Annotated in this window: 11 protein-coding genes and 1 pseudogene; 2 read left to right on the top strand and 10 right to left on the bottom strand. The window is 60.5% G+C overall.

Going from position 1 to position 12,305, the window contains the following annotated elements:
* The first annotated feature begins 13 nt into the window (after positions 1-13).
* Entirely contained in the window at positions 14-1,207 is a 1,194-nt protein-coding gene (locus tag EQV97_RS17695; protein WP_240889374.1) for an aminotransferase class V-fold PLP-dependent enzyme, read from the top strand.
* Between the two features lie 19 nt (positions 1,208-1,226).
* On the opposite strand, the pseudogene EQV97_RS17700 reads toward EQV97_RS17695, so the two are convergent.
* The 4 genes and pseudogenes from EQV97_RS17700 to zwf all read right to left on the bottom strand — a co-directional run.
* Positions 1,227-1,301 (bottom strand): annotated as a pseudogene (locus tag EQV97_RS17700) (outer membrane lipoprotein carrier protein LolA); the annotation flags it as partial.
* A 130-nt stretch (positions 1,302-1,431) separates the two neighbouring features.
* A complete protein-coding gene (locus tag EQV97_RS17705) occupies positions 1,432-2,097 on the bottom strand; it encodes a bifunctional 4-hydroxy-2-oxoglutarate aldolase/2-dehydro-3-deoxy-phosphogluconate aldolase (RefSeq protein ID WP_122840177.1) in 666 nt (221 codons plus the stop codon).
* A 17-nt stretch (positions 2,098-2,114) separates the two neighbouring features.
* Entirely contained in the window at positions 2,115-2,828 is a 714-nt protein-coding gene (pgl, locus tag EQV97_RS17710) for a 6-phosphogluconolactonase (RefSeq protein WP_122840176.1), read from the bottom strand.
* Entirely contained in the window at positions 2,815-4,284 is a 1,470-nt protein-coding gene (gene zwf / locus EQV97_RS17715) for a glucose-6-phosphate dehydrogenase (RefSeq protein ID WP_045060432.1), read from the bottom strand. The genes pgl and zwf overlap by 14 nt, the downstream gene beginning before the upstream one ends.
* A gap of 224 nt (positions 4,285-4,508) precedes the next feature.
* Between zwf and EQV97_RS17720 the strand changes: the two genes are divergently transcribed.
* On the top strand, positions 4,509-5,369 hold the full coding sequence (locus EQV97_RS17720) for a MurR/RpiR family transcriptional regulator (RefSeq protein WP_175649041.1): 861 nt from the start codon (positions 4,509-4,511) through the stop codon (positions 5,367-5,369).
* A gap of 152 nt (positions 5,370-5,521) precedes the next feature.
* Here the strand turns inward: EQV97_RS17720 and EQV97_RS17725 are convergent, their stop codons facing one another.
* The 6 genes from EQV97_RS17725 to EQV97_RS17750 all read right to left on the bottom strand — a co-directional run bounded on the left by EQV97_RS17725 (position 5,522) and on the right by EQV97_RS17750 (position 12,261).
* A complete protein-coding gene (locus EQV97_RS17725; RefSeq protein WP_122840175.1) occupies positions 5,522-6,370 on the bottom strand; it encodes a D-hexose-6-phosphate mutarotase in 849 nt (282 codons plus the stop codon).
* A gap of 114 nt (positions 6,371-6,484) precedes the next feature.
* Positions 6,485-7,831, bottom strand: a complete 1,347-nt coding sequence (locus EQV97_RS17730) for a carbohydrate porin (protein ID WP_122840174.1) — start codon at positions 7,829-7,831, stop codon at positions 6,485-6,487.
* 69 nt (positions 7,832-7,900) lie between these two features.
* Complete coding sequence (locus EQV97_RS17735) at positions 7,901-9,061, bottom strand: ABC transporter ATP-binding protein (RefSeq protein ID WP_225569441.1); 1,161 nt, start codon at positions 9,059-9,061, stop codon at positions 7,901-7,903.
* A 3-nt stretch (positions 9,062-9,064) separates the two neighbouring features.
* Positions 9,065-9,910: a carbohydrate ABC transporter permease gene (locus EQV97_RS17740; RefSeq protein ID WP_122840172.1), complete on the bottom strand. Its 846-nt coding sequence runs from the start codon at positions 9,908-9,910 to the stop codon at positions 9,065-9,067.
* On the bottom strand, positions 9,903-10,811 hold the full coding sequence (locus EQV97_RS17745) for a sugar ABC transporter permease (RefSeq protein WP_045059712.1): 909 nt from the start codon (positions 10,809-10,811) through the stop codon (positions 9,903-9,905). Before EQV97_RS17745 ends, EQV97_RS17740 begins: the two co-directional genes overlap by 8 nt.
* Positions 10,812-10,962: 151 nt before the next feature.
* Positions 10,963-12,261: an ABC transporter substrate-binding protein gene (locus EQV97_RS17750; RefSeq protein WP_240889375.1), complete on the bottom strand. Its 1,299-nt coding sequence runs from the start codon at positions 12,259-12,261 to the stop codon at positions 10,963-10,965.
* Positions 12,262-12,305 lie beyond the last annotated feature (44 nt).

A 12,305-nucleotide genomic window follows, 5' to 3' on the forward strand; every position in this document is an offset into this window, starting at 1 on the left:
GACTGAGTAAGCCATGCCCGATAACACCCGCCGCGCCCGTGATGAGCTGTTCTGGCTGACGTTTGCCGATCGTTACTCGAAGGAACCTGGCCCGATCAATCTTGAAAACGGTTATTTCGGCCGAATGTCGCGCACGGTGGTTGAGGAATACCAGCGCAACATCGAGCTGATCAACCGCAGCAACTCGGTTCATGTGCGCCAGCGCTTCGAACAGATCGAAAGCCTGGAGATTCGCGCGCAGCTGGCGGAGCTGATGGGTGTGCGGGCCCAAGCCGTTGCCCTGACCCGTAACGCCAGCGACGCCCTGCAATCGCTGATCCGCAATTACAACCGCCTGCAGCCGGGCGATCAGGTGCTGATCTGCGACCTCGAATACGACACGGTAAAAGGAGCCATGCGCTGGCTGGCGCGTTATCGCGGTGTGGAGGTGATAGAGATTGATCACCAGCACCCGGCCTCTTTCGACTCGCTGCTGGCCAGTTACCGTGAGGCTTTCGAGCGTTACCCACGGCTCAAGCTGATGGCACTGACCCACGTCACCCATCGCACCGGGCTGGTCATGCCGGTGCAGGCCATTGCGGCGGCTGCGCGGGAACACGACATCGATGTGATCCTCGACGGCGCCCATGCGCTGGGGCAGATGAAGTTCAATCTCGAAGAGCTGGGCATTGCCTTCGCCGGTTACAACCTGCACAAGTGGATCGGGGCGCCGCTGACTCTGGGTTTCATGTACATCGCCCCGGAACGCCTGGCCGATATTGACCCGGACATGGGCGAGATGCATTTCCCGCTCAACGACATTCGCGCCCGCACGCCCTACAGCACCCCCAATATCCCGGCGCTGCTGACGCTGCCGCTGGTGTTCGAGGAACACTTGGCCATGGGCGGCTCCGCAGCCAAAGGCGCGCGGCTTAATTATCTGCGCAATGAGTGGGTCCGGGTGGTGCGGGATTGGCCGGGTATCGAGGTGATGACCCCGGACGACCCACGGTTGTATTGCGGGATAACTTCGATGCGGTTTACCCGGCATGCGGATCAACAGGTGATGGTCGACCGGCTGTTGAACAAGTTCAACCTGTTTACCGTTGTACGCAGCGGCGCGGCGAGTGGACCCTGTATCCGCATTACACCGGGGCTGACGACCACAGCGGCGGATATCGCGGCGCTGATCAAGGCGCTGATCAAGGCGCTGGACCAGTTGCGCTGATTCAACACCGCCCGCCTGCAGGAGCGAGCTTGCTCGCGAAAAACCTGAGCCCGCCAAGGGGTGTCAGGTTTCCAGCGTTATCGTTAACGACCATCGCGAGCAAGCTCGCTCCTACAGGGTTATGGCGTACACGGTGGGGCTTTCTTCAGACAAAAAAAACGGTGCACCGACCAAGCGCACCGTTAAAGCCGTAGAACACACAACGACGTGTCAGGTAAAACCAATCAGTCCAGCAGCGCCAACGCCTCTGCAGTGCATTCCTGGATGCGGGCCCAGTCGCCGTTCCTGATCCACTGCGGATCAAGCATCCAGCTGCCGCCCACGCACATCACATTTTTCAGCGCCATGTAGCTTTTGATGTTGGCCGGGCTTACGCCGCCAGTCGGGCAGAACTTAACTTCGCCGAACGGACCGCCCAAGGCTTTGATCGCCGCGACGCCACCGCTGACTTCCGCCGGGAACAGCTTGAAACGGCGATAGCCCAGGCCATAACCCTCCATGATCCCGGAAGCATTGCTGATCCCCGGCAACAGTGGAATCGGGCTGTCGACACTGGCTTCCAGCAGGTCACGAGTGATGCCTGGCGTGACGATGAATTGCGAACCCGCCGCCTCGGCCGCGGCCAGCATGCTGCGATCCAGCACGGTACCGGCACCGGTCATCAGTTCCGGGCGCTGCTCGCGCAGAATCTGGATGGCCTTGAGGCCGAACTGCGAACGCAAGGTCACTTCCAGTGCAGTCAGGCCACCGGCGGCAAGGGCATCGGCCAGGGGCAGGACGTCCTGCTCGCGAGCGATGGTGATGACCGGCAGAATCCGCGCCTTGGCGCAGAGGCTGTCGATCAGGGCAACTTTGTCCGCCATGGAAACGGTCGGGGGAGTGTTTTTCATAGCGGCTGATCCTTGGCTCATGGGCACCAGTAAATCTCTAACGTAGGTTGCAGAAACGCGCGAATCGGCATGGCGCCGACATCGTCACCGGCCAATGCGGCACTCAGGGTGGTCAGCTTGGACTGACCGGAAATCGATAGAACAGTGGTCTCGGCCGAAGCCAGCAGCGCACGACTCATGGTCAGGCGCTGATGCGGCACGGTCGGTGCCAGCATCGGGTAGCAGCGTCGGGTGCCATCGGCTGCCAATGCTTCAGCCAGGTTCGGGCTGTTGGGGAACAGCGACGCGGTATGACCGTCATCGCCCATGCCGAGTATCAGCACGTCGATCGGCGGCAACTCTGCCAACAGGCGATCGGCTTGCTCGGCGGCCAGCTCCAGGTTCGCCGTGGCGCTGTACAGGCTCAGGAATTGCGCCTTGGCCGCCGGGCCTTGCAGCAGGTAGCGCTTGAGCAGCCCGGCATTGCTGTCGGCATGCTCGACCGGCACCCAGCGCTCGTCGGCCAGGGTGACAACCACCTTGGACCAGTCGAGCTTTTGCCTGGCCAGGTTCTGGAAAAATGCCACCGGGCTACGGCCACCGGACACCACCAGCGTCGCGGTGCCGCGAGCATCAATAGCGTCACTCAGCTGCTTGGCCACATTCAGTGCCAAGGCATCGGCCAACAGCACCGGGCTCTTGTACTCATGGGCGCTGACGCCCTGAGGCAGTTTCAAATCAGATATCGCCATACCACGACCTCCCGTCCCGCGTGATCAGTGCAATGGAGCTCATGGGGCCCCAGGACCCGGCCGCGTACGGCTTGGGCGCATCACCGGATTTTTTCCACCCGGCGATCAACTGGTCACACCACTTCCACGCGGCTTCGATTTCATCTTTACGGACAAACAGGTTCTGATTGCCGCGCATTACTTCCAGCAACAACCGTTCGTAGGCATCGGGAATCCGTGCGCTACGCCAGGTATCGGAAAAATTCAGCTGCAACGGACCGCTGCGCAGCTGCATGCCCTTGTCCAGGCCTTGCTCCTTGGTCATCACGCGCAAGGAAATGCCTTCGTCCGGTTGCAGGCGGATAATCAGCTTGTTGCTGATCTGCAAGCGCTGCTCCGGCGCGAAGATGTAGTGCGACGGTTCCTTGAAATGGATAACGATCTGCGACAGCTTCTGCGGCATGCGCTTGCCGGTACGCAGGTAAAACGGCACTCCGGCCCAGCGCCAGTTGCGAATGTCGGCGCGCAGGGCGACAAAGGTTTCGGTGTCGCTCTGGGTATTCGAATTCGGCTCTTCCAGATAGCCCGGCACCGGCTTGCCTTCGCTGTAGCCGGCGATGTACTGGCCGCGCACCACTTGGGTGGTCAGGCCTTCCGGGCTGATCGGCGCCAGCGCCTTGAGCACCTTGACCTTCTCGTCGCGAATACTGTCGGCGGACAGATCGGCTGGCGGGTCCATGGCGATCAGGCAGAGCAGCTGCAGCAGGTGATTCTGGATCATGTCGCGCAGCTGGCCGGCCTTGTCGAAGTAGCCCCAGCGGCCTTCGATCCCGACTTTCTCGGCCACGGTAATTTCCACGTGGGAGATGTAGTTCTGGTTCCACTGGGTTTCGAACAGGCTGTTGGCAAATCGCAGGGCGATCAGGTTCTGGACGGTTTCCTTGCCCAGGTAGTGGTCGATGCGATAAGTGCGGTTCTCCGGGAAAAACTCGGCCACCGCGTCGTTCACCGTGCGCGAGGATTCCAGGTCCGAGCCGATCGGTTTTTCCAGCACCACGCGGGTATTTTCAGCCAGGCCGACTTTCGCCAGGTTTTCGCAGATGGCGCCGTACACGGCGGCCGGGGTAGCGAAATAGGCGATGACTCGCTGGGCGCTACCGGCTTGCTCCGCCAGGGCGACGTAATCATCGGCCTTGAGGAAATCGACATGCAGGTAACTCAAGCGGGCGAGGAAACGCTCGACCACGGCTTCGTCCAGCTCTTTGGCGCCGACGTAGCGGCGCAGCTCCGTGGCGATAAACGCCAGGTGCTCCTGTTGGCTGCCCGGCTCACGGGCCAGCGCGATGATGCGCGTGTCCTCGTGCAGCAGGCCGGCGCCGTCAAGCTGGTAGAGAGCTGGAAACAGCTTGCGCAGGGCCAGGTCGCCAAGGGCGCCGAACAAGGCAAAGGTGCACGGTTCAACCGTAATCGAAGGCATGATGTTGGTTCTTTTATCAAGTTAAGCTACAAATACCTTTTTTCAAGGCATCGCTCAAGAGAAAATGTAGTAATAACCACAACATTTTCGCAAAATATGGATTGCGAGTGGTGGTCAGTCGGAGCCATCAGTAGGATAGGCCACCGTCACGGGCCTCACCAAAGGCTCAATTCGCATAGCCGAGCGGCTTTTTACAGGTGAATCAAGGAACATATATGGACCGCGTGCGAAATTTACTGGAACAGATCCAGAATCGCCTTGAAGACCTGAACAAGGCCGAACGCAAAGTCGCCGAGGTGATCCTGCTCAACCCACAGCAGGCCACCCGCTTCAGCATCGCCGCCCTCGCCCAGGCCTCGAAGGTCAGTGAGCCGACGGTCAACCGTTTCTGCCGTTCGTTCGGTGTCAGCGGCTACCCGGAACTCAAGCTGCAACTGGCCCAGAGCCTGGCCAGCGGGGCCGCGTATGTCAGCCGTGCGGTGGAGGCGGACGATAATCCGGAAGCCTATACCAAGAAGATTTTCGGCAGCGCCATCGCCTCCCTGGACAGCGCCCTGCAGGCCCTGGACCCGAACCTGATCAGCCGCGCTGTCGACCTGTTGATCCAGGCCCGGCAAATCCACTTCTTCGGCCTCGGCGCTTCAGCACCGGTTGCGCTGGACGCGCAGCACAAGTTCTTCCGTTTCAACCTGGCCGTCACCGCCCATGCCGACGTGCTGATGCAGCGCATGATTGCGTCAGTGGCACATACCGGCGAACTGTTCGTGATCATTTCCTACACCGGCCGCACCCGCGAGCTGGTGGAAGTGGCGCGCATTGCCCGGGAAAACGGCGCCTCGGTGCTGGGCTTGACCGCTGAAGGCTCGCCCCTGGCCAAGGCCAGCACCCTGAGCCTGAATATTCCACTGCCGGAAGACACCGACATCTACATGCCGATGACCTCGCGGATCATTCAACTGACCGTGCTCGATGTGCTGGCCACCGGCATGACCCTGCGCCGGGGGGTGGACTTCCAACCGCATTTGCGCAAGATCAAAGAGAGCCTGAATGCGAGCCGGTATCCGGTGGGGGATGAGTTTAACTAAGCCCAACATCGGTGTTGCCTGGTCGGGCCTCGTCGCGGGCAAGCCTTTCTCCCACAGAGATCGTCAGTAAGCATGGATTTGTGTGCTTCGCAGATCCCTGTGGGAGCGGGCTTGCCCGCGATGAGGCCAGCCGCAACACCACCCATTCCGAGCTAAGCACCCACCCGCGCCTGCAAACTCAAATTCGCCTGCTCTCCCGGCGCCAGTCCCCGCCCACCGCCACTCGCCGCCTCGACACAGACGAATTCAGACATTTCGTTCCAGCTCACTCCCAGCAACGGCCGCGTCCCCGGGTGCCAGACCACGGTGTTTGCGTCATCCCCGGTATCGATGCACAACTGCCGCTGCCAGACAGGGTCCTTGAGCTGTAATTCGCCCTCGTGCTGGAACACCCGCTGGCAGCCACCATCCACCCGCAGTTCGCCTTCCTGCTGGCATGCCTGGCGGTTCAACTGGTCGTAACCTTGCACCCCATCGAGCCCAGACAGCGCTACCTCACCCACGTCGCCAATACGCCAGTAGGCATGCAAAGCCTGACTCAACTGACACGGCAGGCTGTCCTGGTGCTCAGTCGCCAGGCGCAGGTCCAGGCGCTCGCCAAGGTGCGCATGCAGGTCCACTTGCCAGTCGCACAGCTGCAGCTGCCAGTGCAGGCGCACGCCGTCGTCGTCCGTGCTGCTGTCGAGTAACTTCCAGTCGAGCAGACGCGCCCAGCCATGGGACGGCCAGGCGTTTTCGCTCGGATGGCGGCCATACCACGGCCAGCACACCGGCACCCCGCCTCGAATCGCGCCGACATGCGGCCACTTCGCCGCGCACCACAGCCAGGGTTTCTGGCCTTTGGGCTGGAAGTGCAGCAACTGCGCACCCTGGCGGCTGAACACCGCCTGGCAGAGCGGATGATCGATCACCAGCACGTCGCGCAGCTGATAGCGCTCCCACGCGAACACAGGACGCTCGCGCAAGGATTTGAAGAAGCGTTGTAGCGGATGCTCATGCATGTGCCGCAGTCCTGAAAATCATCTGTTACCGGGAAGTGCTCGCCCCAAAAAAAAGCGGACAGCCTTGGCCGTCCGCAAAAATGCGCACATGGAGAGAAGCTTATCGCAACAGCGTTAGAACACCGACTGAATTTTCAGGCCGGCCACAATCGCGTCGTCCACCTGATCCACACCACCGGGGTGCTTCACGTACTGCAGGTTGGGACGCACGGTCAGCCAGTTGGTAACGTGGAAACCGTAGTTGATTTCAGCGTTGTACTCAGTGTCCTGGATAGGCAGGAAGGCCGGGTTGTCGTAGTCGTCGATGCCATTGACGCCGTTGATCAGCTTGCGGTTTTTCTGCGCGTCTTCGTTGACGTGGATACGGGCGATGCCGATGCCCACATCATCTTTGGGGCGCGCGTTGAACGGGCCTTTGTAGACCAGCATCAGGTTCTGATAGTTGTCCACGACGTTGGTGTCCTTGTCATGGAAGGTGGCGTTGGCCGCGATGCTCAGGCCACGGCTCTTGTCGCCATTGTGGTCGGTGAGCTGTTGCTGGGCCACGAACCAGTAGCCGGACTTGCTGCTGTGGCTGCGGTACGCATCACCGCTGACGGCCGCGTCGTTGCCGTTGGCGTCTTCACGAACGTCGTCGGCCTTGGCGGTGCTTTTGTAGTAACCGACGCGGTACTCGCCCGGCAGGCTGTTGACGTTTGGCGACCACACCAACTCGACTGGAATGATGGTGCCCTTGGTGCCGCTGCCGCTGAGCTTGAAGCCGTTGCCGGTTTCCAGTTGCGACGGGTTCTGGTTGTACGCGCCGATCTGCGCGTAGAGCTCGTCGTTGATGTTGTACTTCACCCGGATCGCCGCCTGGCTGACCGGCCAGTTGTACCAGATGCCGCCCACCCAGTTACCCACTTGCGAGCCGCAGAACGCCAGGTTCTGGAAGTCGCACGGGAAGCTGTTGAAGTCTTCGCCTTCGCCGAAGTAACCAGCCTTGACGTCCAGGGCGCCATCGAAATACTTCTGCTTGACCCACAATTGCGTCAGGCGCCAGGTCTGACCCCGGCCCCAGACTTCCTGGGAAGAACTGAAGGTGCCAGCCCGTGGATCGCCGATGCGATCGTTGGAGATGTTCTTGCCGCTACGCTCGGTGATCGCCAGTTTGAACTCGGCGTCTTTCCAGCCGAAGATCTTTTCCAGGTCCAGTTGCGCCCCCAGGGCAAACTGGTCGCTGTAGCGCGCCGTGGTGTCATCGTTGTAACCGCCCTTGAGGTTGGAGCCGACTTCGCCCACGTACTCCAGCGTGAAATCGTAGCCCGCCTCGATCAGCTTGGTCCGCTCACCACCCCAGTCGCCCGTCATCCACTTCGACTCGGGGCTGAACGCTTCAGCGGCGTGCACGGTGCCAGCCAGGCTCATCGCCGCAATCGCTGACAATTGGCAGATCAGCTGAGCGTTGTTCTTCTTCTTCATCCCTACATCCTCGTTTTATTGTTATTAACTGTTTTTATCTAACGCGGTTTACACATCCTCGTTCCTGCATCAGCGACCCTTGAACTGGGCGACGTTGGCGCTGTGGGCTTCGGCTTTTGGTTGGCCGGCGACGCCCAGGCGCTCGCCGGTCTTGGCGTCGAATAACAAAACCTTCGACGGATCAAATTGCAGGGTCAGGGTCTCGCCGACATTCGGCGCGACGTCTGGCGCCAGGCGGCAGCACACCTTGGTGTCGTTGAGGTTGACGAACACCAGGGTGTCGGGGCCGGTCGGTTCGGTCACCTGGACCTCCGCGCGAATGGTCGGCAGCCCGTTCGGCTCGTTGCCCGCCAGCACGATCTGCTCCGGACGCAAGCCCAGAATCACTTCACGATCTTCCAGACCGGCGTCCTGCATGCCCAATGGCAACTCGCAACGGGCCTGGCCGCTGTCGAGCAATGCCAGCAGGCGACCGTCCTTGCGCTGCAAACGCAGGGGAATGAAGTTCATCGGCGGCGAACCGATGAAGCTCGCCACGAACAGGTTGGCCGGGTTGTTGTAGATGTCTTTCGGCGTACCGAACTGCTGGATGATCCCGTCTTTCATCACCGCCACTTTGTCGCCCAGGGTCATCGCTTCGATCTGGTCGTGGGTCACGTACACCGTGGTGGTTTTCAGACGCTGGTGCATCAGTTTCATTTCGGTGCGCATCTCGACCCGCAGCTTGGCGTCGAGGTTGGACAGCGGCTCATCGAACAGGTAAATCTTCGGCCGCCGCGCCAGTGCCCGGCCCATGGCCACACGCTGTTGCTGGCCGCCAGAGAGTTGGCCCGGTTTGCGGCTGAGCAGGTGTTCGATCTGCAGCAGCTTGGCGACGCGCGCAACTTCTGCGTCGATTTCGGCCGCCGGCATTTTGCGAATCTTCAAGCCGAAAGCGATGTTGTCGCGCACGCTCATGGTCGGGTACAGCGCGTAGGACTGGAACACCATGGCGATGTCGCGATCCTTGGGGCTCATGCCGCTGATGTCGGCGTCGTCCACCAGGATCGCCCCGCCGCTGATGTTTTCCAGGCCGGCGATGCAGTTCATCAGCGTGGATTTACCGCAGCCGGATGGACCGACCAGAATCAGGAACTCACCGTCATTGATCTTCAGTTCGATGTTCTTCAGGGTATCCGGCAAGCCGGCACCGTAAGTCTTGTTGACGTTGCGTAATTCGAGAGTTGCCATGTTCTACCCCTTGACCGCGCCGGACGTCAGCCCACGCAGGAAATACTTGCCAGCGAATATGTAGACCAGCAGTGTCGGCAACCCGGCGATCATCGCGGCGGCCATATCAACGTTGTATTCCTTGGCCCCGGTGCTGGTGTTGACCAGGTTGTTCAGGGCCACGGTGATCGGTTGTGCGTCGCCGCTGGCGAACACCACGCCGAATAGGAAGTCATTCCAGATCTGCGTGAACTGCCAGATCAGGCAGACCATGACGATCGGGATCGACATCGGCAGCAGGATCTTCCAGAAGATCGTGAAGAAGCCCGCGCCATCCAGGCGTGCCGCCTTGACCAGCGCATCCGGAATGCTCACGTAGTAGTTGCGAAAGAACAGCGTGGTGAACGCCAGGCCGTAAACCACGTGCACCAGCACCAGGCCGGTGGTGGTGTTGGCCAGGCCGAATTTGCCGAGGGTGAACGAGGCTGGCAGCAGCACGGTCTGGAACGGCAGGAAGCAGCCGAACAGCAACAGGCCGAAGAACAGTTGCGAGCCACGGAAGCGCCACATCGACAGGACGTAGCCGTTCATGGCCCCGATAAACGTAGAGATCAGTACCGCCGGCACGGTGATCTTCACCGAGTTCCAGAAGTAGCCGCCCACGGTGTCCCAGGCCTTGATCCAGCCGATGCCGTCAATTACGGTGGGCCAGCTCAGCAGGTTGCCGGTGCGAATGTCTTCCGGGGATTTGAAACTGGTCAGCAGCATCACCACCAGCGGGATCAGGTAGACCGCAGCGGCCAGCAACAGCGTGGCGTAAATGGCGATACGGCTGAAGCTGAGCGCCGGTTTGCCCAGTTGATTACTCATGGCGTTTGCCTCGCAGTTCCGAGTACAGGTAAGGCACCAGGATCGCCAGGATCGCACCGAGCATCATCATGGCGCTGGCCGAACCAATGCCCATCTGGCCACGGCTGAAGGTGAAGGAATACATGAACATCGCTGGCAGGTCGGACGAGTAGCCCGGGCCGCCTGCGGTCATTGCAGCCACCAGGTCGAAGCTCTTGATCGCGATGTGCGCGAGGATCATGAAGGCGCTGAAAAATACCGGGCGCAGGCTCGGCAACACGATCTTCAGGTAGATGGTCGGCAAGCTCGCACCGTCGACTTGCGCGGCACGGATGATCGATTGATCGACACCGCGCAAGCCGGCCAGGAACATCGCCATGACAAACCCGGAGGCTTGCCATACGGCAGCGATCACCAGGCAATAGACGACGCGATCCTGATCCACCAGCCAGTCGAGCCGAAAGCCTTCCCAGCCCCAGTCACGCAGCATCTTGTCCAGGCCCAGGCCCGGATTGAGCAGCCATTTCCAGGCGGTACCGGTGACGATCATCGACAGCGCCATCGGGTACAGGTAGACGGTGCGAATGAAGCCTTCCTTGCGAATGCGCTGGTCCAGCAGCACCGCCAGGAACACCCCCAGTACCAGGCTGATGCCGATGAACATGCCGCCAAACAGGGCGAGGTTCTTGCTCGCGACCCACCAGCGGTCGTTGTCCAGCAACCGGGTGTATTGCTGCAGGCCGACCCATTTGTAGCTCGGCATGAAGCTGGAATTGGTGAAGGACAGGACGAATGTCCAGATGATGTAACCGTAGAAACCAACCAACACGATGAGCATGCTCGGCGCGAGTACCAACTTGGGTAACCAGCGTTGCAGCGCATCGAACGGTGAGGCTTTGCTGAAAACCGCCACAGAGCTCATCGGGATAATCCAGGTTTAGATTTAAGGATCGGAGTGTGATCCCTCGTAGGAGCTGCCGCAGGCTGCGATCTGTTGATTTTGTTTTTTACAATCAAGATCAAAAGATCGCAGCCTGCGGCACTCCTACCAGGGGCTCACTCGCTGTCGGGGATTACTGGGCCGCTTTGACAGCCGATGCCAGTTGGGCGCTGGCCTTGGCCGGATCAGCGTCCTTGTCGTTCATGAAGTTGGTGACCACGTCGAAGATCGCGCCCTGCACGGCCAGGGAGGTGGCCATGTTGTGCGCCATGCTCGGTTGCAGGCCGCCGGACTTCTCGTCAGCCAGGAAGTCCTTGGCTGCGGTCTGGGCGCAGGAATCGAAGCCCAGGACGCTCATGTCGTTGAGCATGTCGGTGCGCACCGGGATCGAGCCTTTGTTCATGCTGAAGACTTTCTGGAAATCGGTACCCAGGGCGACCTTGGCCAGATCTTGCTGAGCGGCGATGTCGCCTTTGCGATCGGCCTTGAGCTTGAACACGGCCAGGGAATCGATGTTGTAGGTGAAGGCTTTTTCGGTGCCCGGGAACGGCACGCACTGGTAGTCCTTGCCGGCGACTTTCTTCGCCGCCGTCCATTCGCTTTTCGCCCAGTCGCCCATCATCTGCATGCCGGCCTTGCCGTTGATGACATCGGCGGCAGCGATGTTCCAGTCACGACCGGCGCGGTTCTGGTCCATGTAGCCGGTGAGCTTTTTCAGCTCGGTAAAAGCCTTGGTCATTTCAGCGCCAGACAGGGTTTTCTGGTCCAGGTCTACCAGGGCTTTCTTGTAGCCGTCGGCGCCCATGGTCGAGAGCACCACGTCTTCGAATACCGTGCTGTCCTGCCAAGGCTGACCGCCGTGGGCCAGGGCGATGAAGCCGGCGGCCTTGAGCTTGTCGCCGGCGGCGTAGAATTCTTCGAGGGTGGTGGGAGCCTTGTCGATCCCGGCTTTCTTGAAGACTTCCGGGTTGATCCACAGCCAGTTGACGCGGTGGATGTTCACCGGCACCGCAACGTAGTCACCTTCGTACTTGACGGTGTCGGAGACCTTCTTCGACAGCAGGCCGTCCCAGTTTTCCGCCTTGGCGACGTCGGTCAGGGTGTCGGTGCTGAGCAAGCCGGTGCTGCCCCACTCCTGGATGTCGGGGCCCTTGATCTGGGCAACGCCAGGCGGGTTCCCGGCGACGGCGCGGCTTTTCAACACGGTCATGGCCGTGGATCCGCCACCCCCGGCAACGGCGCCGTCTTTCCAGGTGAAGCCGTCTTTTTCAACTTGAGCCTTGAGCACATCGACCGCTGCTTTTTCACCACCCGACGTCCACCAGTGAACCACTTCCACCGAACCTTTGGCATCGGCGGCAAGAGCACTGAGAGGGAGCGCAGACAGGGAGGCAAGAGAAATGAGCGTAGCGAGGCGAGAAATCGCATTCATCTGGAAGTACCTTTCTTGTTGTTATGCATGCAAGTCTGGTGCTT

Origin of the sequence: Pseudomonas sp. TMW22090, assembly GCF_022496665.1 — a bacterium.
Classification (GTDB): Bacteria; Pseudomonadota; Gammaproteobacteria; order Pseudomonadales; family Pseudomonadaceae; genus Aquipseudomonas; species Aquipseudomonas gregormendelii.

Bases quoted from the DNA above. Each gene is read 5' to 3' on its own strand.
- EQV97_RS17695 (WP_240889374.1), top strand. From the start codon at position 14: ATGCCCGATAACACCCGCCGCGCCCGTGATGAGCTGTTCTGGCTGACG.
- EQV97_RS17705 (WP_122840177.1), bottom strand. From the start codon at position 2,097: ATGAAAAACACTCCCCCGACCGTTTCCATGGCGGACAAAGTTGCCCTG.
- pgl (WP_122840176.1), bottom strand. From the start codon at position 2,828: ATGGCGATATCTGATTTGAAACTGCCTCAGGGCGTCAGCGCCCATGAG.
- zwf (WP_045060432.1), bottom strand. From the start codon at position 4,284: ATGCCTTCGATTACGGTTGAACCGTGCACCTTTGCCTTGTTCGGCGCC.
- EQV97_RS17725 (WP_122840175.1), bottom strand. From the start codon at position 6,370: ATGCATGAGCATCCGCTACAACGCTTCTTCAAATCCTTGCGCGAGCGT.
- EQV97_RS17730 (WP_122840174.1), bottom strand. From the start codon at position 7,831: ATGAAGAAGAAGAACAACGCTCAGCTGATCTGCCAATTGTCAGCGATT.
- EQV97_RS17735 (WP_225569441.1), bottom strand. From the start codon at position 9,061: ATGGCAACTCTCGAATTACGCAACGTCAACAAGACTTACGGTGCCGGC.
- EQV97_RS17740 (WP_122840172.1), bottom strand. From the start codon at position 9,910: ATGAGTAATCAACTGGGCAAACCGGCGCTCAGCTTCAGCCGTATCGCC.
- EQV97_RS17745 (WP_045059712.1), bottom strand. From the start codon at position 10,811: ATGAGCTCTGTGGCGGTTTTCAGCAAAGCCTCACCGTTCGATGCGCTG.
- EQV97_RS17750 (WP_240889375.1), bottom strand. From the start codon at position 12,261: ATGAATGCGATTTCTCGCCTCGCTACGCTCATTTCTCTTGCCTCCCTG.